The following is a 22,532-nucleotide window of genomic DNA, read 5'->3' as shown; positions in this document are numbered from 1 at the left end:
ATAGCGAGACCGGGGAGAGAAGCGACCCAGGCGAGACTTGTGCTCTGTGAGTGCATAGCGAGACCGGGGAGCGCAAGCGACCCAGGCGAGACTTGTGCTCTGTGAGTGCATAGCGAGACCGGGGAGCGCAAGCGACCCAGGCGAGACTTGTGCTCTGTGAGTGCAGCCGGAGCGGCTTTGGGTAAATGCTGCCGCTCACTTTTTCACATCGCTTGTAGTGTTACTCCAGAAAAAGAAGGAACTGCAACGGTGCAGCGTCCCTCTTTTTTCCGATGGGAACCCTCGCTCCAACAACCGCAAAAGGCCAACTTCTCCAAACCGTCACCCTGAACACGAAAAAAGATGCGGCCCTGATGGGACGCATCTTTCCATCCTTTCTGGATTCAATCTTCCATCGTGGACAAATCCCCCGTCGGCAGATCCAGCTCCCAGGCCTTCAACACCCGGCGCATGATTTTTCCTGAGCGGGTTTTCGGAAGTTTGTCCTTGAACTCGATTTCCCGGGGGGCGGCGTGGGCGGACAGCCCTTCCTTGACGAAGACGCGGATCTGTTCCTTCAGTTCATCGGAAGGCTCGTGCCCGTCACGCAGGGAAATGAAGGCTTTGATGATCTCGCCGCGCACCGGATCCGGCTTGCCGATGACGCCGGCTTCCGCCACCGCCGGATGTTCCACCAGTTTGCTCTCCACTTCAAAGGGACCGACGCGTTCCCCGGAAGTATTGATGACATCGTCGATCCGGCCCTGGAACCAGAAGTAACCGTCTTCGTCCCGGTAGGCCGAGTCTCCGGAGATATACCAGCCGGGGATGCGGAAATACTCCTTGTACTTGGCCTCGTTTTTCCAGATTTTTCTCATCATCGAAGGCCACGGAGTTTTGATGGCCAGGTTTCCCATTTGGTACGGAGGCAACTCGTTCCCTTCATCATCGAGGATCGCCGCTTTGATCCCGGGGAAGGGTTTGCCCATGGAGCCGGGCTTGATCTCCATGCAGGGATAATTGGAGATCAGGATTCCACCGGTCTCTGTCATCCACCAGTTGTCGTGAATCCGACGGTTGTAGGTCTCCAGGCCCCAGCGGACCACTTCCGGGTTGAGGGGCTCACCGACACTGAGGATGTGGCGGATCTTGGAGAGATCGAATTTCTTGGCCACATCGGCGCCGGCACCCATCAGCATCCGGAATGCGGTCGGTGCGCTGTACCAGATGGTTACCCCGTACTTTTCAAGGGTGCTGTACCAATCTTCCGGACTGAACCGTCCGCCGCGGATGACGTTGGTCACCCCGTTGAGCCAAGGCGCGAAAATACCGTAGGAAGTGCCCGTCACCCAGCCCGGATCCGCGGTGCACCAGTATATGTCCCCGTGTTGAAAATCCAAAATCCATTTCCCGGTCATGTAGTGCTGGATCATGGCGTTGTGAACGTGGAAAACCCCTTTCGGTTTTCCGGTGGAGCCGGACGTGTAGTGCATGATCATACCGTCCTCCCGGTCCACCCATTCGATGTCCAGCTCAGGGGAAGCGGCCTCCATCTCCTTTTCGAAACTGTAAAAGCCGTCGTTCAGATCGTTCTCCTCCGCACCCACCAGGATGATGTGTTTCAGTGCGGGCAACTCATCCACCGGGACGCGGTTCAGGAGTTGGGGTGTCGTCACCAGGGCGACGGCTTCGCTGTCCTCCAAACGGTCCCTGACCGCCGCTTCCATGAACGCTTCAAAGAGCGGACCGACAATGGCTCCGATTTTGATCGTCCCCAACAGGCTGAAGTACAACTCCGGAGACCGGGGCATGAAGATAAACACACGGTCACCTTTTTTGACACCGATCTTCCTCAGGACGTTTCCGAAGCGGTTGGACTGCTCTTTCATCTGCTGGAAGGTGTACTTCTCTTCCCGGTTGGCGTCGCTGTACAACAGGGCGATCTGGTCCCGGCGCTGTGTCTCCGCATGCCGGTCGATCGCTTCATACGCGGCGTTCACCTTACCGGTTTCATGCCAGGAGAAGGCTTTTTCCGCTTCATCCCAATTGAAGTTTTTGTAGGCTTCTTCGTAGGATTTCAGATTGTTCCCTTCCGTCATAACTTTGATCGGTTCCGTCTGTTTCACTTCAAAGCCCTCCTCTTGTGTCAGGTTTTCTCTCCGGACCCGGCACGGCCGCCCGACAGTGATGTTTTGTCGGAGAGATGAATGTGCGGGGGTGATGAAAACGCCTTCAAAGGCGGGGACCCGAACCATTCGCCCATCGCTTCCGGGGCAGGGCCTCCGCTTGCGCAACATTCCATCACCCAGAATTTTTTAATGTTTTAACAATCTTCGTTTTCAATTGTATCAAAAATGTGACCATCATGCGAGGGTCCTGACCCCTCTCAGTCGACATTCCATATCGGGATGGTTCGGGAAGAATCTTGTGTTAAGATGGAAGCGAACATGTGCGAATCTGCGTTTGTAAGCGTTGTCACCCTGGCGATGCCGATGCTTGGACAAGGACTCCCGGATGGAGGTGGCCCCCGAATGGAGCATCGCAAGGAGTACCATCGGACCGTGCTGCAAACCGACACAGGGGAACTGACGGTGGAAGGACCCGTCTCCCCGGAACAGCTCCGGAAATACCCGTTTCACTCCGGACTTGTCGCTTTTCGGCCCCCCGATGAACAACGGGAAGCCCTCATCGGAATCTCCCGTCTCACCGAAGGCCGGATCATCGTCGCCCGAACGGAAAAGGAAATCGTCGGCTACGTCACATTCCTTCATCCGGACCCCCTGGAACACTGGTCCAGCGCCAACATGGAGGATCTGCTGGAACTGGGGGCCATTGAAGTCGCCGCCCCTTACCGCCAATACGGAGTGGCCCGGGCTCTTCTCCGGGTCACTTTCATGGATCCGCACATGGAAAATTACATGGTGTTTTCAACGGAGTATTATTGGCACTGGGACTTAAAGGGAACCGGGCTGTCCGTTTGGGAGTACCGCGACGTGATGGAGAAAGTGATGGGCACAGTCGGGCTGGAATGGGTCGCCACCGACGACCCGGAAATCACCGCCCACCCTGCAAACTGTCTGATGGCCCGAATCGGCAAAAACGTCCCGCTGGAATCGATGGAAAAATTCGACCGACTCCGTTTCCACTACCGTTTCCTGTACTGACCGTCCGTGTTTCAAAGGGGGAAACACCATGCGGGTGGAAGACATCCTGCACTGTGATGGATACTCCATCTCTTCCAATACCAAGATATTGAAAAAGCGGGGCACCGGGTGGTTTGGCCTCGGGAAATCCCCGCTCCCGACGGAGGGTTAGGATGAAAGGGACCGCTATTCTCATCCACAGCGAGGATTTTTTGTCCTACCGTTTCCGTGACAACCACCCCTTTAACAACAAACGGCTGGAACTGACCTTGGACCTGATCCGCTCCTTCGGTCTCCTGGATGAACAGAGTCTTAAGCCCCCCCGGATCGCTGAAGAAAAGGAACTTTCCCTCATCCATGATGCCGACTACATCAACGTGGTCAAACGGGCGGACAGCGGGAAAGTGTCTGCAGACCGACTGAAGGAATACGGATTGGGAACGGAAGACAATCCGGTGTTTCCGGGCATCCATCAGACGGCTTCCCTCATCGTCGGCGCCACGCTGGAAGCGGCAGAAGGCGTGATGTCCGGAAGATGGCTTCACGCGCTCAACCTCTCCGGAGGGCTGCACCATGCCCTGCGGGGAAAAGCGTCGGGTTTTTGCATCTACAACGATGCCTCTGTGGCCATCGCCCACCTCCGCAAAAAATACGGGGCGAGAGTTCTCTACATCGACACCGACGCCCACCACGGAGACGGAGTGCAGTGGACCTTCTACCATGATCCGGAAATCCTGACTCTCTCCATCCACGAAACCGGCCGCTATCTCTTTCCCGGAACCGGCGGCGTTTACGAACGGGGGCACGATGCGGGACTGGGGGCTTGTGTCAACGTCCCGCTGGACGCCTTTACGGAAGACGACTCTTGGCTGGATGCGTTTCGGAAGGTGGTCCCCCGGGTGGCCCACGCCTTCCGGCCCGACGTCATCCTGTCCCAGCACGGATGCGATGCCCATCGGTACGATCCCCTCACCCATCTGTCCGCCACGATGAACATCTACCGGGAGATCCCCCGGATCATCCGGGAACTGGCCCATGAGGTTTGCGGAGGGCGATGGATTGCAGTGGGCGGCGGGGGATACGACATTTGGAGGGTGGTGCCCCGGGCCTGGACTTATCTGTGGGCGGAAATGGCCGGGAAACCCCTCGGGGAAGAGAAGCTCCCCGCTTCCTGGCTGGGCAGGTGGCAGCCGAAAAGTCCCGTTCCCCTGCCCTCCACCCTGCACGACCCCGAAGGGCTCTTCGAACCGATCCCCCGGCGCGGGGAGATCACACAGAAAAACCAACTCACAGTCCAACAGGCACTCAGGCTTTCCAACCTGATGAAATGATGAACACCGGCCCAGGCAGGGCCGGTGTTGGTTTATGGGAGATCCAAACGTGTCAGACTCCCGTTATGAATGGAGGTGGTGACCTTGAAATTGCCTGCCGAAGACAAGGGAACCCGGATCATCAACCCTCCCGCACATACACTTTCCGGTCCGTCAATTCTGCCATATCGCAGAGGCAATCCCGGAGGGAATGTTCCTCCGGGAACACCGCGCGGTAGACAGTGCCGCTCAAGCTGACTTCCACTCCCTCCTCCTGAAGCTTCCGGGCCAGATCCTCTTCACCCGGTCCCCAGAACTCGAGAGAATAACGGGGGGCTTGTTCCTTCGACATGATTCCGCACCTTTCTTTTTTCTGATAGGATACGAAATAAGAACCTTCCCTATGCGGGGAAAGAAGACGTTCACTTGACCGTCTTACCAGGATTCAAAAACCCGCCCATCCCTTTGGTAAGGGTTGGGCGGGGTTCCATGTGTTCAAGGTGGGTGTGATAACCCTTTGTCAAACGCTTCTTATTGGTTCCATCCGCTTGAATGAAAAATCAGTCCGTTGAATCGAACACCTGATGCTTTTTCAACATCGCTTTCACGATCCCGTTGGAACAACGGGCGGCGCGGGAGGCGAACTCGGTGAAATTGACGCCGGCGGAAAAGTCGGCGCGGTCCGACATCGATCGGATCACCACGAAGGGGATGCGGTTCAGGTGGCAGACGTGGGCGACGGCCGCTCCTTCCATCTCGACGCAGGCACCGCCGAAGGTTTCCCTGAGCTCCCTGACCTGCTCCGGATGGGCGATAAAACGGTCCCCCGACAATACCTTCCCCCGGATCGCTTTCCCCTCCGTCCACGCTTCGGCCGCCTCCATCGCCAGACGAATCCACTCGGGATCCGCCTGGAAAACGGAGGTCTCCTGAAACGGGATCGTCCCCTTCGGAAAACCCAGGGGGGAAGCGTCCACATCGTATTGGACACAGGTCTTGGACACCACGATGTCTCCGATGTCGAGAGCGGGATCCAATGCCCCGGCCACCCCCGTAAAAATCACCGTCCCCACGTCAAACCGGTCAATGAGGAGTTGCGTGCAGACGGAGGCGTTCACCTTCCCAACCCCCGACCGGCAAACCACTACCGGTGCTCCGCTGAAAGACCCCCGGTGAAAAACGATTCCCGCGTACTCTTCCCTTGCGTTCTCCTCCATCTCTTCCAGAAACAGGGCCACCTCTTCAGCCATCGCCCCGATCAGCCCGATCGTTTTTCCCATCGGCTTCCCCCCGGGGTTCAGATTTCCTTCAGGCGGGTCGAGTCCCTCAGTTCCAGCCGGTACGGAAGGACCACCTGGTCTTCCTCAATGGTTTCTTCATTCATGTACTTGGTCAAGAGACGCATCGCCACCGCCCCGATATCATACATGGGGACGGCCACCGTCGAAAGGAGCGGGCGGACCTGGGAAGCGAGGGGGATATTGTCGAAACCGATGATGGAGACGTCCTCCGGCACCCGTTTACCGAGATCCTGGACGGCGTGGATCGCCCCGACAGCCATTTCGTCGTTGACGGCGAAAATGGCCGTGGGTGCTTGTTCCGATTCCAACAGCTCCCTGGCCGCATCGTATCCCGAATGATAACGGTAATTTCCGAGACGAACCCGGTCTTCGTCCAAGGACATGCCGTTTTCCTCCAACGCTTCCCTATAACCTTGGTACCGGGGATACCCGATCAGAGGATCGGTTAACGGACCGCCGAGGAATCCGATCCTCTCATGTCCTTCCCGGATCAGAACATCGGTGGCTTCCTTGGCCGCCTTCACCTGATCGATGGTGACAAAGGGACGCGCATTCTTTGCTTCATCCCGGGTGGCGGCCAAAACCACGGGAACATCGGTTCCGTTAAAGATCTCCCGGTGTTCATCGGTCACTTTGCCCCCGAGAAACAAGAGCCCGTCGACTTGCTTCTCCAGCAGCGCCTCAGTCAGTTGCAGTTCCTTCTCCTTCTTCAGGTCGGAGTTGCAGAGGATGATGTTGTAATGATACATTTTGGCGATATCTTCAATGCCGCGGGTCAGTTCGGCAAAGAAGGCATAGGAAATATCCGGAATCACCACCCCAACCGTCGTGGTCTTTTTGCTGGCCAGTCCGCGCGCCACGGCATTGGGTCGGTATCCCATCCGCTCGATCGCGTCCAATACCTTTTTGCGGGTGACCGGCTTTACGTTGGGGTTGCCGTTGACGACCCGGGAAACGGTGGCCATGGAAACCCCTGCTTCACGGGCCACATCATAGATCGTGATCGTCTCTTTTCGCTTGCCCATTTTTCACACCCAATTTTTGGTTTGATGGTTTTCCATTCTCCATTTGTATTAAGGATACGACAAATCCTTTAACCGTGCAAAGGGAAAGGGCTTTTCCGCCATGACGATTTTGGCTTTCCTTTCCATACGTACCCGTAGTCTGCCCGCCGGAGAAGAAAAAAACCGGCCTGTAAAAAGACCGGTTGTGGATCCTGTCCGGTTATCTCAGCATCGGTTCGGCCGGCTGAAGCAAACCTTGGTTCCGGATATCTTCCATGAACGCCTCAAATTGCGGGATATCCACTTGTTGGTTGGCATCCGACAGAGCCACGGCGGGGTCGGGGTGCACTTCCATCATGATGCCATCGGCTCCCGCAGCCAGCGCGGCTTTGGCCACCGGCAACTGGATGTCCCGGCGCCCCGTGGAATGGGTAATGTCCACGAAAACGGGAAGGTGGCTTTCCTGCTTCAACAGGGGAACAGCGGAGATGTCCAGCGTGTTCCGCGTCCATTTTTCATAGGTGCGAATCCCCCGTTCGCACAGCATCACGCGGCTGTTGCCGCCGGAGACGATATACTCAGCGGCGAAAAGGAATTCCTCCACCGTCGCCGACATCCCCCGTTTGAGAAAAACAGGGAGCCGGGAAGCGCCGGCCGCTTTCAATAGTTCGAAGTTTTGCATATTGCGGGCGCCGATCTGGATGACATCAATGGTTTCCTCTGCCAATTCGATGTCCGCCGGATTGACGATCTCACTGACCACTTTTAATCCGAACTCATCCGCCACCCGGCGAAGCATCCGAAGGCCTTCTTCTCCGAGCCCCTGAAAATCATAAGGAGAGGTGCGGGGCTTGAAGGCACCTCCGCGTATCAAACGGACTCCCTGTTGCCGGAGAGCGCGGGCGACTTCACGCACCTGCTCTTCCGTTTCCACCGAACAAGGTCCGGCAATGACGGTTTTTCCGGGGCCGCCGACGGCGACTTCCCCCACCTGGACGACGGTGTCTTCCGGCTGCTGTTTCCGGCTGACGAGGAGTGCTTTTTTGTGGTTTTTCTGCTGAAGGTCGAGGGAAGCTTTGAAGATCTGTTTAAAGAGGTGGCGGATGGTATCATTATCAAACGGACCAGGATTGGATTTCGTGATTCTCTCCAGCATGTCCCGTTCCCGTTCGGGATCAAAACGGTGGATCCCCTGTTTCTTTTTCACTTGACCGATGGATTGCGCCAGATGGGCTCTGTGGCTCAGAAGCTCCAGAAGCTTCAAATTGACCTCGTCCATCTGTGCCCGCAACCGATCCAGTTCATGGCTCATCTTCAAAACTCCCCTCCTGAATTTTTAACGCATATTATATCGAAAAGAAAGCATCCTGTCAGGGGATAATTTTGGAGCCGTTCATGAAAAAAAGGCCGGGTAATCGGCCCTCTTCATTGAATCGCAGGCGTTGTGGCGATCTGATCGTACCAGTGGGAGATTTTTTTCTCGTTCTCCGGAAAAGAAAAGGTCTCGAAACGCGTTTTTTTTCCCTTGGTGAGAATCACGGACATAGGGAAGCTCAATTTTTTGAGATGGCTTTGATCCGGGGACAATCCCGAGGCCGTCAGGATGGTTGCCAAGGTCTTGTCGTCGGGGACCCGGACAAAGACAAATCGCTTGATCTCCTGGAACCAGGCCGATTTCTCCAGGAAAAACGGCATGGCGCTGGGATAAACCAGGGCGGTTTCCCCCTCCAACTCCCCCGTCAGTCTACTGGGGCTGATAATGTTTACATAGTCATTCTCCGGAATGTGCAATTTCTCAGCCTGGGTGGCCAGCACCATCATCTTCTGGTGAGTCGCCGCGGCAGGAGCCGTGCTGCTCGCCATTTCATTCACTTGGGTGTTGCGGTGTTGCAGAATTCCGGGGACAAAGGCCACCAAAAATGCGATGGCGGTGTAGACGGCTGCCCATTTGATCGCGTAATTCGCCATGGTCACAGGCTTGGAAGGTCTCTCCGCATGCTTTCGGATCTCCTCCAAGGAGTGAACGAGGGCGATCATCTCCTGAAGGTGGCTGCGGCAATCGTCGCACTCCGCCACATGCTCCTTCAGCCGCCTGTGGTCCGCCTCGTCTATCTCCTGGTCCACATAGAGTTGGATCAGGCGATCCATATCCTTGCAAGAAGACATCCATCGATCCCCTTACTTTTTGGAGAGTCGTTCTTTTAACATCTTCCGCGCACGGAACAGTTGCGTCTTGACCGTCCCCTCCGGAATGTCCAGAGCTTCGCTGATCTCGGAGTAAGAATACCCGCGGAAATGCCGGAGAACCACCACCCTCCGGTAAATCTCGGGAAGGTCGCGGATTTCGTCTTTCACCTGCTCCAGCATCATTCGTTGTTCCACCTGCTCCTCGACGGAGACATTCACGGAATGGGGGGGTTCTGATTGTATAAACGCATCTTCCAAGGCAACCATCTTCAAACTTTTTTTCCTTTTTTGGTCTCTGAAGCGGTTGGTCATCATGGTGCGGAGCCATGCCTTCAGCGATTTCTCGTAGACGTACTTATTCGATTTTCGGTGGGCCTGCCAGAGCGTTTCCTGCATCAGGTCTTTCGCGTCTTCGGTGTTGCCCGTCAGGCGATAAGCAATATGATAGAGATAACGCCGGTGCTCCTGCAGACGCTCGAGAAATTCATCGGTCATGGATTTTCTCTGTGTTTTATCAAAACTCATGGAGATCCTCCTGCTCCCAGTCGTCGTTTTTTCTCCGACCTGCGGTCGATTGTTTCTCTCATGATCGGTTGATCCAATCTAAGATACAGGAGAACATTTTCCGGCGGAAAGTACAACCCCTTCCAAGACGTAATGGATGGACTGCAGGCCCATATTCTTTGGTTTCCTTTAAGATATAAACGGATATGCAACTAATCTCCCAGAAGATACACACCTGCCATCACCAGAAGAATTCCGCAAACTTTGGTAAATGTTACCGTCTCCCCAAAAACCACCACGGAAAGGAGAAACGCGAGGACCGGAAAACTTCCGACCACCGGCATCACCCGCCCGACATCTCCAAACTGAAGGGCTTTGAAATAAAAGTATTGGGCCATCATCACTCCGAACACACCCCCCAATAAGACATACACGATGCTCCGGAAATCGGGGATGCCGATCGGTTGCTCTTTGGATAAGAAAAAGAGGTAGACGGAAATGCCTACCGTCGTGACCGCCGCCCGCAGAAAAAGGGCAATGGAGGGATCCGTCCGGGCGAGACCCAGTTTTTCGAAGATGGGTGCCACTCCGAAGCTGAGCGCCGCCAACAGCGCATAGATTATTTCTCGGTTCATCCTCGACCCCCGTCCAGTCGGTTTGTTTCATATCTATGCGGCCTGGGACGGGGATAGACATGCCTTGGACTTAAAAGAAAACGGGACATTCCGTGAATGTCCCGGTCCCCTTCGTCAATCCGTCTTTCGGCCCCCGATTTCCACCAGTTTACTTTCTTCCGGTTCTTTCTCCCCTTGGGATTGGCTGTTTGGGAAGCCCCTGAGTTCAATCCATTTTTCCGACGCCGTCTCTTTCATCTCCCCCGCCATCCGGGCGAGATCCCCTGAGCGGTACCGGAAGGTTTCCTTTGCTTCATCCAGGCTTTTAAGAAGTTCTTCCCGCGTTTCACGTCCCGTTTTGGGAGCCAGCAGGAGGGCGGCGGCCGCCCCGATCATACCGCCGATCACTGCACCGAAAAAGGCTTTGCCTTGACCCATGGGATCAGCTCCTTTGAATATTATTTGACCCTTTTCACTTTTCCCTTATTCGACGACTTGTCCGATCGCCATTTTTTAAAGAGGTCCAAACCGGAACCCAGAAGGGCCGTTACATTCCCCAAACGTTCCTTCTGAGCGGAAGCGTTGCGGGTAATACTGGAGGATAATTCCTGGAGCCCATTCCCCATATTCCGGAGGGTCTCGAAAAATGAGTCGGCTTGCCGGGTCTTTTTGTGAACGTCTTCCATCAGTATCCGGGCTTCTTCCAAGGTCCGTTTGGATTGATCGGTCAGTTCTTCCAGTTTTGGGCGCACCTCGTTCAGAGTGAGATCCACGGAATCCAGGGTTCGGTTCAATTTCCGCAGGGAGATCACCACGGCCGTCACCAGGACGACAAAAGCGAGTGCGGCGACCGCCGCACTGAGCTGTAAAATCACGTCACCTCTCCTCCTTTTCATCCATTTTACATGATGCCTTCCAGCCGGCAAACACCGGCTGGAAATGCAAAACCCTACCTTTTCAATCCGTGGCCGACGGGGTAACGGCCGGGGATTTCCACGGGAAGTTTCCCCCGAATCGGAGTTTCGCCGACCAGGGCCTCCGCGGCGGCTTTCAGGGATTCCGGGGTGGCGCTGTAAAGCGCGAGATACGGGGTGGAGTCGGGCAACGCTTTCACCTCGTAGGGAGTGTCCAATCCCAAAGCGATCACCGGAATCCCTCCGGCTTCCAGTCTCCGGATGAGTTCGGCCTGTCCCTGGTTCGCTTCCGCCCGCGTGGTGCCGATGATTACGGAGTCCACACCGGCCGCCTGTTTTGTGACTTCCCGGATGTCATCGGGGCCGGGATCCGTATCCAGGGTCCGCACGCGGACGGAGAAGCCGAGATCGGAAAAGAAGCTTCCCATCGGTTCTGCCCCGACGGAAGAAACGACGAGGAGTTGTTTGGACTGAGACGGGTTTAATGGAAGCCGATGCTGCGGATCCCGCACGAGGGTGAGGGCGGCGCGTGCCGCCTGTTCCGCGGCGGAACCGTTCTCCTTTGTACCCACCCGCTCCCGGATGTTTTCCGTCGGAACCAAAGGCTGAGACGCCACGGAGGTCCCGCCCATCCGTTTCATCTTCAGGCGGAGAATCCTCCGGAGCGACCGGTCGATCCGCTCTTCGGAGATTTCCCCCTTGGCCACGGCTTCCCGCACGGCCCGAATGGAGGCCTGCTGCCGGGAAAGGTCGTGGGAAACAAGCACGATATCCGCCCCGGATTTGATCGCCCGAACCGCCGCTTCCTCGGCACCGAAACGGTCCACGATGGCTCCCATCTCCATATCATCGGTGATGATCACTCCCTTGAAACCGAGGCGTTCCCTCAAAAGACCGGTCAGCACTTTTTTGGAAAGGGTGCCCGGCAATCCGGGAGTCCCTTCGATCGCAGGGAACGTGATGTGTGCCGACATCACCGCATCGGTTTCATCGAGGACCTCTTTGAAGGGGACCAGTTCCACCCGGTTCAACCGATCGAGGGAGTGGGGAACGGCCGGAAGATCCACATGGGAATCGGTGGCAGTGTCTCCGTGTCCGGGAAAGTGCTTGGCCACCGTGAGGACTGTTCCGTCATGGTAGCCGCGGATCTGGGCGGAAGCCATCCATGCAACCAGCTTCGGGTCGCTTGCGAAGGAACGGGCTCCGATCACGGGATTTTTCGGATTGTTGTTCACATCCAAAACCGGAGCCAGGTTCATGTTAATCCCCATGGCCCGTAGCTCCGAACCCACCACCCGTCCGGAGAGACGGGTGATCGACGGGTCCCCGGCGGCTCCCAGCGCCATTCCTCCGGGGAATACCGTGACCCCTTCGCGCATCCGAACCACTTTTCCTCCTTCCTGGTCAATGGAAATCAGGAGGGGGAGTCCCAAAGAGCCGGACAGTGCCAGACGCTGCATGTCGTTGGTCAGCTCCGCCACTTGGCGGGGAGATTGGAGGTTTCGGTCAAACAGGATGACGCTGCCCACTTTTTCATCCCGAATCAGGGTTCGGATCTGTGGGTTCATTTCAAAAGCCGGCTGTTCCCCGTTATGGAAGCCGACCATGAACAGCTGTCCCACTTTTTCCTCCGGGGTCATTTCCCCGATAATCCGATCGATCGCTCCTTCGATCCCCTCTCTCCCCTTTGAAAGAAATTGGTCCGCCGAAGTCCCGGAATTCCCGGGGCGGGAGGATGGAAGGACAAGGATGGAGAAGGACAGGACCGCAATAAACAAACCCCGCAGGAAAGGGGCCAAACCGACCACTCCTTTTTGTTTTTCTGCGATGCTCACCTCTCTCATTATATCTTGGGGTCGGCCAGGATTTGAAGAAGATTGGAAGACCCGATTTTCCGAATCTTCAGCGGTGTGGTACGGAGGTTCTCCGCCCGTTATAATGGGGAAGGATATTATAGAAGAGGTGATCCCGTTGGAAGAGAAGAAGACGATCGTGGTCCTGGAAGGGGACCAGACCGGTCAGGAACTCCTGGAAGAGGCACTCCGGGTCCTGGACCCGGAAGTCATCGGTTTCGAGATCTCCCTGAAACACTTTGATCTCAGCCTGGAGAACCGCCGCAAGACCAAGAACGAAGTGGTGTACGAGGCGGCCCGGGCCATGAAAGAAGCCGGCTACGGCCTGAAAGCGGCCACCATCACCCCGGAAGAAAAAGGGGATGTGGGCAGCCCCAACGCCATCCTGCGCAAGGAGATTGACGGCAAAGTCATCATTCGGACCGGCCGGCGCATCCCGGGTGTTCGTCCCGTCGCAGGCGCTTTTGCCCCGATCTCGGTGATCCGAATGGCCGTCGGTGACGCCTATGGGGCCAAGGAATGGCGGGAAGGGGACGGGATCAACGAAGTCTCCTACCGGACGGAAGCCATCGACCGCAAAACATGCCGGGCCGTGGCGGAATACGCCTTCCGCCATGCCAAACGCACCCGGGGAAAAGTGTTCGGGGGTCCGAAGTACACGGTCAGTCCGATCTACGAAGGTATGCTGAAAGAAGAGATGGACGCCGCCAGCAAACGCTACCCGGAAGTCACCTATGAACCCCAACTGATCGATGCCACCTACGCCCTCCTGCTCAACAACACGGGAGACTCCCTGGTGATCCCCGCTCTCAACCGGGACGGTGACTGCCTGAGCGATATGGTCCTGCAACTCTTCGGGTCGATTGCCGGAGCCGAATCCATCCTGATGAGCTTCGACGACGATTTCAACCCCCGAGTGGTCATGGCTGAAGCCCCCCATGGCACAGCTCCCACCCTGTTCGGCAAGAACCTGGCCAACCCGATGGCCATGATTCTCGCCGCCGCTTCCCTTCTGTCCCACCTGGACATCGACCAGGCCTCCGTCGCTTCCCGGGCCATTTACGAAGCCACCATCGAAACGGTGAAAGAAGGACACCGGACCGCCGATCTGGGCGGCAGTGCCACCACGTCCGAATTCACCAACGAAGTGATCCAGAAAGTACAAACCAAGCTGGAAGTCTGGAACAGCCTTCAGATGTGAACCAGTCTCCGGCCCCCCGTCCCGAAGGACGGGGTTTATCTTGTTCAAAAGGATCGGAAGCTTCGGTATATTCTTCTTATCCATCCACAAAAGACAGGAGGGTGACACTTTGTCCGACAAGGGACGCTCCCCCCTCGAAAAACTGATCTACCGGGCGCCGGAAGGATTGCTTCTGGCGGGAATCACCGGGTTGGGTTATTTTTCCGCTTACATGAGTGACGTGGGCTACAAAACTTACTTCGGAATCCCCTCCATGTTTGTGGAAATCAACCTCAACTCGGTGGTCCTTTCCATTTGCGTCATGATCTTCACTCTCTTCATCTCTTATCTCTGCATTTCCCTCCCGGGATTCAGGCGCTACGGCCCCCATTTGTTTTCGGTGCTGATCCCCACTGTGATTGCCCTGATCATCGGCATGAAACTGAGTTATTCCCTCAGCCGGGAAAACTTCGGCCTCATCTTGTTTCTGTTTTTGCTCCACGCCGCCTTCCTGTTTCTCTTCTTTCATCTCGCCCAGAAGCAAAGGCGGATGACCAACGTGGCCGCCGTGACCATCCTGTCAGTGCTGATGATCTCCGTCTCCTACTTCAGCGGTTCCACCATCGCCAAAAACCAGGAATACTACCTGGTCTCCAACAGCAAAGACCCGCTGGTGGTGATCGACACCTACAAGGATGCGCTGCTGGTCGCTCCCCTCGACCCCGGATCCCGAACCCTGAAACCCGATTACCGCTTCATCCACTTGGAGTCCGATCTCAACGAGAAACTCCACTTTTCCATGAAAAAAGTGGGTCCCTTGATCCTACCGGATCCATGACAACCCGGAAATCCCCGAGGAAAGGCGATCCCTCCAGGGATCGCCTGCCGCTCAGCCCCGGTTTTCCCGGGGTTTTTCTTACCGTTTTTCACGAACCTTTTTCCCCTCTGCTTCCCATTCCCGGCGGATGATCTCGGCCAGCCTTTTCCTTTCCTTTTTCCATGCAGGCTTCTCCACTCCCAGATTTTCGGCGACTTCCTTCCAGGAGCCGTATTTCTCTTTGAGGGCCAATACCTCTTTGAAGGGTTTGCCGCCGGCTTTGGAGAGTACCGCGGCTTTGACCAGGTCGTGAAGGTCCGCACCCTGCGCCTTGCCCTGACGGACCACCTCTCCCGGCTCCGTCCCGAGATAAGCCGCCAACCCCCGGATGGTCCGTTCGGGATGCAGCTTTAGATGCCTCACTTTGGCCGTACGGCGGAAAAGCTTTCCGGCCTCCCGACGGAACGTTTCCTGAGGCACTCCGTAAGATTCAGCCACTTCCCGCCATCTTTTGTTTGTCTTGGCGGCCAGGACTTCCTCCAGGGACCGGCCGGCCGATTTGGCAATCACCGCAGCCCATGCCACATCTTTCGGCGCATGGCTTTCCAGCGCTTTCTGCACTTCGGCCTCATCGGTTCCCAGATAGTCGGCCAGGTGTTTTTGGAATCGGTGATAGGGTGATTCCGCTTTTGCTTCGTCCGGGCGTTCTTCCGCCGCTTGGACGGTCGGTTGTCCGGTAAGAGAGGGGGACGTGGCCGTTCCACCGAGCAACAGCCCGGTGGCCGCCGCCGCTCCCACGATGCCTCTCAAATGGAAATTCATTTCACTCACCCGCTTTCCTTGAATGGATCCTTAACATCCTCCCCTGAAGCGGCTGTTGTATACTCCGGCATGACAAAAACAGGAATGAGAGACTCCAAACCGACCTGGGGAGTGAAAAGCAAACTTGACAATCCGCCGCGGGTCGTCAAGGATGAAAATATCTCCAGCCGGAAACATAAGATTGGAAAAGGGGGCGTTGTTTTGGCGAGGAGCGGATTCAGATGGTTCCACACGGAGTTTGGGGGCCGGTACGGAAAAATAATCCACCCCTCCCTTGAAAAGGAGGACGGAAGGCCTCTCAGGGCGAAGCTCAGGAAAGGCAGCCTCTTGAAGTGGGAAATCCACCTGGAAGGGGAGTGGAGGTCAGGGGGGCGATCGGCCCGGGGGTGGATCCTTTACGGCCGGGAACGGTTCCGGTCCCGGGCCCTGGAAGTGGCCAAAGTACTGTTGCTCAACGCTTGGACGAACCACGCCGCTCCCTCCCGGCCCAACTCCCCCCCTCCGGATCCCACCTTCCACCTGTTCGGTACGAAAGGAGTTGAAACACAGATGATTCACGACTCCATGTTGGACCGACTCCGCGGTGTGTTCGGCCCCGACCTGTCGAAAGAAAAAATCGTGACGGTCCCCGAAGGTGTGGAAGAGGTCACCTGCCCCCACGTGGAGGAAGAGATCGATGTCACCCACACTTCCGTCAAACCCATCTGGAAAGAAATCCAAGTTCCCTTAAAAGAGTTTGCGGACCCGCCCTCCTTCCGGGCCGGCCGCTGCACCGTCTGTGGCACCGTTTATGCGGTTGGCAGGTGAACCCAGAAAAAACGCCGGGGAGCCCCGGCCGTTATGTACCCGTCGTTTTAATTGTTCACCGTTTCTTTCATCCCGTTCTCAATCCCCAGAACCACTTCCTCGAGGGGCATCCCGTCTTCCAGATAAACCTGGATCAACTCGTATACCAGATCGGCTTTCTCCTCCGGATATTGAATGGCTTCCAACAGTTCATTGAGGGGATCGAAATCCCGCGAAAGGATCTGCACACTCCCGGAGTTGAGTACTTCTTCCAGTTTGACGGTGGTTTGGTAGACCTCCTTGATCATGCGGAGGACGATCGACACCATCTGTTTCAATTGCGCATCCATCCGGTTTCCCTTCCTTTCGTGCCGGTGTGGTTAAAGCTTCCCGTGGGTGCAGTCGGGAAGGAATCCATTTTCAATAGGATAAATCCGATTATAATACCATTTTAAACGAGTTTGGAAAAATGAGAAGGGTTTTTTGCAGGATTCCCTGCAATTTGGACACACGAACAGCCGACCTCCGGGAAGGGAGGACGGCTGGGTGTGGTTTGTTTTTCTATGCAGAACCGGATGGTCAGAACGGTGGGTCCATTTGTCCTTGAAAAGGTCTGTCAAAGGCGGCGAATAACTCCTGCATGCACCGGTCGTACCGGCCGGCCAGCTGCCGCACCACCCTGCGGTCGCGGCAGACCCTCATCGCCAGCTCCAAACCTTTCAGTCGGTCAATCATATCCTCCAACGCTTTCTTTCCTCTGATTGCTTTCATCACCGAGACCCTCCTTGCGGCCTCTGTTCCCCTCTTCCCCTTCAGAGAAACTTCCGCGGATTTCAGCGAAGCGGATTTTGTTGTTTTCACAAAAAAGACCCGGCAACGGGCCGGGTTCCCGGGATTCCTTCTCAATGGTAAACCGGCGGTTTCGGCCCTTCCGGCCGCTGGGGGAAGGTATCCGGAGCAGAGGTGAATTCCCAGGGATCGCGTTCCTCCGTCCAGGCGAGGTGTTGCTCGTCGCGGGGATGACCGGCGTAGTCCACCCCCAGGATCCGGGCCAGCTCCCGGTCCAGGGAGACGAGGTCGCTACGGTCGACCTGGCTCAGGTCTGTCTTCCCGATGGCATAAGCCACCATTTTCATCTCTTCCACGCAGGATTTCAGGAACTTGGCCAGATGTTCGGCTCCCTGCTCCACGTCGAAATCTTCCTTGAACCTTCCGTGGTACAAAAGCACTTGAACCGGGGGCTCCAGCGGGGAGGCGATGTTGAATTGGGTGTGAAGCATCCCCACGAGGGCGATCGACCCGATGTATACGGCATCGGCTCCCAGGGCCATTGCTTTCAGAAAATGGCCCGGCGTGGTCAGCCCGCCTGCCGCGATGACCGACACCTCCCTTTTAACCCCTCGCTTTTCCAAATGACGGACCGTTCGTGCCAGGGCGTGCAGGGTGGGAAGCCCCAGATCGTCCTGAAGGATGGTGGGCCCCCCGTGGGTCCCCGCCTCGGCGCCGTCCACCACGATGTAGTCGATCCCGCCTTCCAATGCCACGTCCAGCTCCCGTTCCAGATAGTGCCCGGCGCAGGTTTTCAGCCCAACCGGCACCCCGTAGGTTTCACGCAGGTTGCGGACCAGGGGCGGAAACTCCTCCGGGCTGTTCACACCCTCAAGGCGGGTATGGATCGGGGCGTCTTCTCCCTCCGGAATTTCAAACCGTTTTCGGAAAGATTCATCCATCTGCCAAGAGCTGCTTCCCATGGGTGCGGCACCCTGGGCTCCTTGTCCGAGCTGGATTTCAATGGCGTCCAGCTGGCGCAAGGATTCGGAGTCGTTCAACCAGCCACCCCGGTTGTACTGTCCGATGAAATACTTGGCTTCCCGGCGCTCTTCCGGGACCAAGGGGGCTTCTCCCGAGTTGGTGGCCGTACCCGCCAGGGACGCACCCCGGGCCAGCCCCATCTTGGCTTTCAGGCCGAGGGCTCCCCCGTAGGACATGCCGGAGATCAGAATCGGAATCTCCAGTTTTAAAGGTTTTTTCGCCCGGGGACCGATCGTGGTCCCGGTGCGGATCTGGACCCCGTCCTGGGTGGGCATCCGGTACAGATGGACCGGATTGAAACTCAGATGGTTCCAGGGAGACCGAATCACCGGACTCCCCAGAGGACGGGAGATCGGCTTTCCCGACTCCGCTCGCATGGTCGCTTCGATGATGGCACGGGGATTCAGTTTTTGGGCGATGGTGACGAAGGAGAACAGGTTCTCCGTGTAAGGATCCTGAATCATTCGGTCCAGCATGGAGTCCACCACTCCGTTGGTCACCCTTTTGACCAACCAAGAAAACATGTTTCCCCCTCCTTTCGATCCGTTCTCTTCCCTGTCATCGACGATCTTTTTGATGCTTGTCCCCGCCCAGTTCGGGCTGCTTCAACGCCTGCTGTTCCCAGTGAAGAATGGCGCTTTCAATTTCCTGTTGCCCCGCCACCGGCGTCTGAACCCATCCCTTCTGATGCATGGTGTTGAACAGGCGGGTGTGAAGTTCTTCCGTCTCCGTGTGCATCCGGTGCATCGCTTCCCGGAGTGCACGATTGGCACAGTAGCTTTCCGTATGTGAGTACGATTGTGTCAGCTGTTTCTCCATCATCAACATATCCTGCGCCATTTCCCTTTCCAAAAGACCCATCGTGATCCCTCCCGGTCACTGCTTGCGTTCGGCGTGTTTACGTTCCCGTCCGTCATGTCGCCGAAGTTCTTTCATCATCCCCCGGATGTGAGCCCGGTGAAGCTCCGCGGCATCACGAAACCATTGTTTCATTTCGCCACTTTTGCATTGCTTTTCATACATTTGGCATTTGCGAACGGCCAGCGCCTCCGCGCCGATCAGATCCTGCAAATGCAAAAGTTCCATCTGCGTTAACTGTTCCACCGCACACTCCTCCTTCTTCCAATCGTTTCCGGCATAGTATAGATCATTTCAGGCGGGATTATCACAAGGGATTTCTCTTCAATCAAAAAAACCGACCCCAAGGCCGGTCTTATTTTTTTCGTTTTTTCGGTGCTTTTCGTTTTCCATGCAGGATATCCATTCCCATTTGCGGGTTTTTCCGGACGTTGTCCGCAAAATGTTCCAATTCCCCTTTTTCCACATCGGCTTGAGTCACTTTCATCAGATAGTCCAAGACCGCCGGCATTCCGCCCCTTTCGTGGGCCCGCCTGGCCCCCGCGAGAATTTGGTTTAATTGCTTTTCCGTCAGGACATTGTGACCGAGAACGTTGTTAATCAGTTGGGCCATCTCTTTACTCGAAGGACCTTTGTTCGCCATCCTTATCCCTCCGTTGAGATCTTGATCTCTTCACCTTATGCCGGCGCAGGGACCCGGGGGCGGGCTTTCGTCCAAAATTCCCGTTTTTGGGCGGACAATCTCCGGCAAGGCGGGAGGCCGAACGGATTCCACTCCGATGGCATAGATTGTACCAAAGGGTCCCAGAAGCGTTGTGATTGTGCGACCCCACTTCGATGAAAGGAGGACGTCACTCCCATGATTGATCCCTGGGGCTACTACGGCAAATATCCCGGCGGAGGGCTGCAACGACTCCTTCTGTTCCTCCTTGTAATTCCGACCATCTTCTGGTTCGTCGGCGCTCTGTAAACCGATGCCTTTCTTTAATTCGCCTACCCCGTGATATCCGCCTGTACACATCCCTTTCTGGGTGCATAGGTTGTAGCAAAAGAGCGGAGGAGGGGAAATATGTCAGGCAAAGGAGACTACCGATTCGGACTGGGGCGTTTATTGCTCTTTCTGCTGGTGATCGCTACCATCTTCGCACTGCTTGGTTGGTGCTGGTAGGTTCATGGCAGAGTCCGGCAGGTTCACGGCAGGGTTGAGAATAGTAAAATTCCCTTTTATGGCGGGGCATTTCGGGTACCCGCCCATTTCAATCAAATGAAAAGGGGGGGTTACGAATGTCTGGCTACGGTTACTATGGATTTGGGCTGAGACGCCTCCTGTTGTTCCTGCTGGTCATCGCCACCATCTTTGGCCTTGTCGGTATCTGGGGATACGGTTATTGATCCGGAACCTCACCTTCCGCAGGAAAGGGGTGTTTTCCATGAGATACGGATACGGTTACGGGTTCGGTCTGCGCCGTCTGCTGCTCTTCCTGCTGGTCATCGCCACCATCTTCGCCCTGATTCCCTATATTTGCTGATGCATTCCGGGCGATTCGGGTGAAAAGAAACACCTCTTTACTTTGAAAAGGAGGTGAGATAAATGGGCTACGGTTATGGCTATGGTTTTGGCCTGCGTCGGCTGCTTCTGTTCCTGCTGGTCATTGCCACCATTTTCGCCCTGGTCGGTGTCTGGGGCTATTACTAAATCCTTCTGCGAACCCCCGGCCCTCATCCGGGGGTTTTTCGTATGTCATCGACTGGGCTTCTACCCCAGTCTATGAACGCCCCTTTTGTCCCGTTCCAAAAACAAGCCCGCAACACCTTCCTTTTGTCCGGTTATCGACGGAAACCGGACACTTCCATAACCAAACGGGCAACCCGTTTCCGGGTTGCCCGCCGTGTATTCAATGCGCTTGGAATGCTTCTTCCAGTGCTGCTGTTTTAATGTGCCAATGGGAGGTGTGCCAAACCGGTTTCCGGTTTCGGAACAGGATGGCTTGGGGAGACTTGTGCTGCACCTCCAAATCCTCAGCAATCCGGTTGGACACTTCCCGGGATTCGATCACTTTCACCATGATATACTCCGCTTCTTCCGGCGCCTTGCCGGAGACAAACTCCCGGTATTCCTCCCAGGCTTCCGCGCTGACCGGACAGCGCGTGCTGTGTTTAATCACCAGAACCGGCTGTTCTTCGGAACGGCGGAGAGCTTGTTCCCACTCTTCCACTGTCGTTATTTCTTTCCATTGCGCCATTCATCCCACTCCTTGCACACGGTTACCAAGATCATACCGTATTTTCCCCGCCGGTGAAATCCCGCAAATAAAAAAGAACCCGTTTTCGGGTCCCCTGTTCGAATCACAACCGATGAAGCCGGGGCTTGGGATTTTTCTTGTCCAGCAGGCTGATGAGAATCCGGTATTCTTCCAGCAGCATGATTTCAAAAAATCTCATCTCTTCCCTCGTCTTGCGATTTTCCTCCATCAGTTTCTTCATTTCATTCTGGTTGGCCTCCAGTTTTTCCTCCAGCCGACGAATGCGCTCCTGAAGGGTGGACGAGTTCGGCTGACGGGCTTGGGCTTTGGCCGCTTCTTTGCTCAACACTTTCCATCTCGAGAAGCAAACGCTCTCGCTCCGATCCAGACGGTCCGCGACGGATGCGAAGGTATCGGCGCGGCTCATTCCCAGTTGCCGGCACTGGGTGACCCATCTGAGCAGCATTCGGTCTTCCTCGGGGCTCCAGGAACGGGACATCAGTCCTGCACCTCTTTCGTTTTCGCCATGCTATATGGTTATGATTCGACTTCCCGTTCCGACTGCGCTTGTGACCCATCCGGAGCATATTCCGCGTCGGTTGTATTTTTTTCCGAATCCCCTTTTGTTAACTCCAGGTCCCGAGCTGTCTGGAACAGGCGGAGAAGACTCGTGTATCGGTCTTTGATTTCGCTTTGAAAATTTTCGAAGGCCTTCCATTCCTTTGTCAGACGGTGATGTTCCGCTTCCGCATCTCCCAGCTTTCTCTTTTTTTCGTCCAACTCGCGTTTCAGTTCGGTAAGGTGCGCCCGGGTGGACCGGTATTCGGCTTCGAATTCTTTCAGCTGATGGATGACCTCTTTTAACGAGAAGGAGCTTTCCCGTTTATTTTTCAGCTGTTTGGCCACCCGTTCCTTTTTCGCTTCCCGAAAGGCTTCCGCTTCCTTCTTCCTGACGACGGCATTCCACCGAAACCCGCAGGCTCCCGGGGATCTGTCAATTTTTTCGGCAACCTCTTCAAAGGCTCTCAGCTGATGGCCGCCCTCCCGGACCGAACGGAGAACCGTTTCTGCCAACAATCGATCTTCTTCTTCCGTCCAACAGCGCCCTTTCATGGATATCCTCCTTTTGATCGACATTCTATCGGTATATCTTATTAGGCAGAGGATCAAAAGGTGACATTTCTCATTCAAAAATAAAAGAGTTT

Annotated in this window: 27 protein-coding genes; 6 read left to right on the top strand and 21 right to left on the bottom strand. The window is 55.9% G+C overall.

Going from position 1 to position 22,532, the window contains the following annotated elements; all coding sequences use genetic code 11:
- Window positions 1–383: 383 nt before the first annotated feature.
- Window positions 384–2,105 (bottom strand): acetate--CoA ligase, encoded by a 1,722-nt coding sequence (gene acsA / locus C8P63_RS14175; protein WP_281258728.1) that lies wholly within the window; start codon window positions 2,103–2,105, stop codon window positions 384–386.
- 405 nt (window positions 2,106–2,510) lie between these two features.
- On the opposite strand from acsA, the gene C8P63_RS14170 reads away from it, so the two are divergent.
- From C8P63_RS14170 to C8P63_RS14165, 3 genes are read left to right on the top strand one after another with little or no spacing between them, the layout of a single operon-like run.
- Window positions 2,511–3,143, top strand: coding sequence for a GNAT family N-acetyltransferase (locus tag C8P63_RS14170; protein ID WP_108025303.1), 633 nt, complete (start codon window positions 2,511–2,513; stop codon window positions 3,141–3,143).
- A gap of 28 nt (window positions 3,144–3,171) precedes the next feature.
- Window positions 3,172–3,294 (top strand): hypothetical protein, encoded by a 123-nt coding sequence (locus C8P63_RS19815; protein WP_281258727.1) that lies wholly within the window; start codon window positions 3,172–3,174, stop codon window positions 3,292–3,294.
- Window position 3,295: 1 nt separating this feature from the next.
- A complete protein-coding gene (locus C8P63_RS14165) occupies window positions 3,296–4,453 on the top strand; it encodes an acetoin utilization protein AcuC (protein WP_108025302.1) in 1,158 nt (385 codons plus the stop codon).
- A gap of 121 nt (window positions 4,454–4,574) precedes the next feature.
- Here C8P63_RS14165 and C8P63_RS14160 read toward each other — a convergent pair whose 3' ends face one another.
- The 10 genes from C8P63_RS14160 to nagZ all read right to left on the bottom strand — a co-directional run bounded on the left by C8P63_RS14160 (window position 4,575) and on the right by nagZ (window position 12,755).
- The gene (locus tag C8P63_RS14160) at window positions 4,575–4,784 is read right to left on the bottom strand and encodes a hypothetical protein (protein WP_108025301.1); all 210 of its coding nucleotides are present in this window, start codon (window positions 4,782–4,784) and stop codon (window positions 4,575–4,577) included.
- Between the two features lie 208 nt (window positions 4,785–4,992).
- Window positions 4,993–5,712 carry a 5'-methylthioadenosine/adenosylhomocysteine nucleosidase gene (locus C8P63_RS14155; protein ID WP_108025300.1) on the bottom strand — a complete coding sequence of 240 codons (720 nt, stop codon included), beginning with the start codon at window positions 5,710–5,712 and terminating at the stop codon, window positions 4,993–4,995.
- A 17-nt stretch (window positions 5,713–5,729) separates the two neighbouring features.
- Window positions 5,730–6,758, bottom strand: coding sequence for a catabolite control protein A (gene ccpA / locus C8P63_RS14150; protein WP_108025299.1), 1,029 nt, complete (start codon window positions 6,756–6,758; stop codon window positions 5,730–5,732).
- 199 nt (window positions 6,759–6,957) lie between these two features.
- Window positions 6,958–8,049 (bottom strand): bifunctional 3-deoxy-7-phosphoheptulonate synthase/chorismate mutase, encoded by a 1,092-nt coding sequence (locus tag C8P63_RS14145; RefSeq protein WP_108025314.1) that lies wholly within the window; start codon window positions 8,047–8,049, stop codon window positions 6,958–6,960.
- Between the two features lie 113 nt (window positions 8,050–8,162).
- Entirely contained in the window at window positions 8,163–8,903 is a 741-nt protein-coding gene (locus C8P63_RS14140; RefSeq protein ID WP_108025298.1) for an anti-sigma factor family protein, read from the bottom strand.
- Between the two features lie 12 nt (window positions 8,904–8,915).
- Window positions 8,916–9,449, bottom strand: a complete 534-nt coding sequence (locus C8P63_RS14135; RefSeq protein ID WP_108025297.1) for an RNA polymerase sigma factor — start codon at window positions 9,447–9,449, stop codon at window positions 8,916–8,918.
- A gap of 191 nt (window positions 9,450–9,640) precedes the next feature.
- Window positions 9,641–10,063, bottom strand: coding sequence for an EamA family transporter (locus C8P63_RS14130; protein ID WP_108025296.1), 423 nt, complete (start codon window positions 10,061–10,063; stop codon window positions 9,641–9,643).
- A 114-nt stretch (window positions 10,064–10,177) separates the two neighbouring features.
- The gene (locus tag C8P63_RS14125) at window positions 10,178–10,480 is read right to left on the bottom strand and encodes a YtxH domain-containing protein (RefSeq protein WP_108025295.1); all 303 of its coding nucleotides are present in this window, start codon (window positions 10,478–10,480) and stop codon (window positions 10,178–10,180) included.
- Between the two features lie 20 nt (window positions 10,481–10,500).
- A complete protein-coding gene (locus tag C8P63_RS14120) occupies window positions 10,501–10,917 on the bottom strand; it encodes a DUF948 domain-containing protein (protein ID WP_170109667.1) in 417 nt (138 codons plus the stop codon).
- 74 nt (window positions 10,918–10,991) lie between these two features.
- Window positions 10,992–12,755 (bottom strand): beta-N-acetylhexosaminidase, encoded by a 1,764-nt coding sequence (gene nagZ, locus C8P63_RS14115; RefSeq protein WP_170109666.1) that lies wholly within the window; start codon window positions 12,753–12,755, stop codon window positions 10,992–10,994.
- Window positions 12,756–12,894: 139 nt separating this feature from the next.
- On the opposite strand from nagZ, the gene C8P63_RS14110 reads away from it, so the two are divergent.
- Both C8P63_RS14110 and C8P63_RS14105 read left to right on the top strand, forming a co-directional pair.
- On the top strand, window positions 12,895–14,010 hold the full coding sequence (locus C8P63_RS14110; protein ID WP_108025292.1) for an isocitrate/isopropylmalate family dehydrogenase: 1,116 nt from the start codon (window positions 12,895–12,897) through the stop codon (window positions 14,008–14,010).
- Between the two features lie 109 nt (window positions 14,011–14,119).
- Window positions 14,120–14,827 (top strand): hypothetical protein, encoded by a 708-nt coding sequence (locus C8P63_RS14105; RefSeq protein WP_108025291.1) that lies wholly within the window; start codon window positions 14,120–14,122, stop codon window positions 14,825–14,827.
- Window positions 14,828–14,905: 78 nt separating this feature from the next.
- On the opposite strand, the gene C8P63_RS14100 is transcribed toward C8P63_RS14105, so the two are convergent.
- Window positions 14,906–15,628 (bottom strand): hypothetical protein, encoded by a 723-nt coding sequence (locus C8P63_RS14100; RefSeq protein ID WP_108025290.1) that lies wholly within the window; start codon window positions 15,626–15,628, stop codon window positions 14,906–14,908.
- Window positions 15,629–15,955: 327 nt separating this feature from the next.
- On the opposite strand from C8P63_RS14100, the gene C8P63_RS18820 reads away from it, so the two are divergent.
- The gene (locus tag C8P63_RS18820) at window positions 15,956–16,435 is read left to right on the top strand and encodes a hypothetical protein (RefSeq protein WP_146172183.1); all 480 of its coding nucleotides are present in this window, start codon (window positions 15,956–15,958) and stop codon (window positions 16,433–16,435) included.
- Between the two features lie 47 nt (window positions 16,436–16,482).
- On the opposite strand, the gene C8P63_RS14090 is transcribed toward C8P63_RS18820, so the two are convergent.
- The 9 genes from C8P63_RS14090 to C8P63_RS19810 form a co-directional block, all read right to left on the bottom strand.
- Window positions 16,483–16,764, bottom strand: coding sequence for a hypothetical protein (locus tag C8P63_RS14090; protein WP_108025288.1), 282 nt, complete (start codon window positions 16,762–16,764; stop codon window positions 16,483–16,485).
- 229 nt (window positions 16,765–16,993) lie between these two features.
- Window positions 16,994–17,185, bottom strand: coding sequence for a hypothetical protein (locus tag C8P63_RS14085; protein WP_108025287.1), 192 nt, complete (start codon window positions 17,183–17,185; stop codon window positions 16,994–16,996).
- A gap of 131 nt (window positions 17,186–17,316) precedes the next feature.
- A complete protein-coding gene (locus tag C8P63_RS14080; protein WP_108025286.1) occupies window positions 17,317–18,750 on the bottom strand; it encodes an FMN-binding glutamate synthase family protein in 1,434 nt (477 codons plus the stop codon).
- 34 nt (window positions 18,751–18,784) lie between these two features.
- Window positions 18,785–19,087, bottom strand: a complete 303-nt coding sequence (locus C8P63_RS14075; RefSeq protein WP_108025285.1) for a spore coat protein — start codon at window positions 19,085–19,087, stop codon at window positions 18,785–18,787.
- 15 nt (window positions 19,088–19,102) lie between these two features.
- Complete coding sequence (locus tag C8P63_RS14070) at window positions 19,103–19,330, bottom strand: hypothetical protein (RefSeq protein WP_108025284.1); 228 nt, start codon at window positions 19,328–19,330, stop codon at window positions 19,103–19,105.
- A 109-nt stretch (window positions 19,331–19,439) separates the two neighbouring features.
- The gene (locus C8P63_RS14065) at window positions 19,440–19,727 is read right to left on the bottom strand and encodes a hypothetical protein (RefSeq protein ID WP_108025283.1); all 288 of its coding nucleotides are present in this window, start codon (window positions 19,725–19,727) and stop codon (window positions 19,440–19,442) included.
- Window positions 19,728–20,979: 1,252 nt separating this feature from the next.
- On the bottom strand, window positions 20,980–21,327 hold the full coding sequence (gene ytxJ, locus C8P63_RS14060) for a bacillithiol system redox-active protein YtxJ (protein ID WP_108025282.1): 348 nt from the start codon (window positions 21,325–21,327) through the stop codon (window positions 20,980–20,982).
- A 103-nt stretch (window positions 21,328–21,430) separates the two neighbouring features.
- Window positions 21,431–21,826, bottom strand: coding sequence for a Myb-like DNA-binding domain-containing protein (locus tag C8P63_RS14055; RefSeq protein ID WP_108025281.1), 396 nt, complete (start codon window positions 21,824–21,826; stop codon window positions 21,431–21,433).
- A gap of 38 nt (window positions 21,827–21,864) precedes the next feature.
- Window positions 21,865–22,440, bottom strand: a complete 576-nt coding sequence (locus C8P63_RS19810) for a hypothetical protein (RefSeq protein ID WP_108025280.1) — start codon at window positions 22,438–22,440, stop codon at window positions 21,865–21,867.
- Window positions 22,441–22,532 lie beyond the last annotated feature (92 nt).

The sequence above is a fragment of the Melghirimyces profundicolus genome (genome assembly GCF_003054245.1).
Taxonomy (GTDB): Bacteria; Bacillota; Bacilli; order Thermoactinomycetales; family DSM-45169; genus Melghirimyces; species Melghirimyces profundicolus.
Note: the sequence above shows the minus strand (reverse complement) of the source record. Positions and strands in the feature narration are given on the sequence as shown.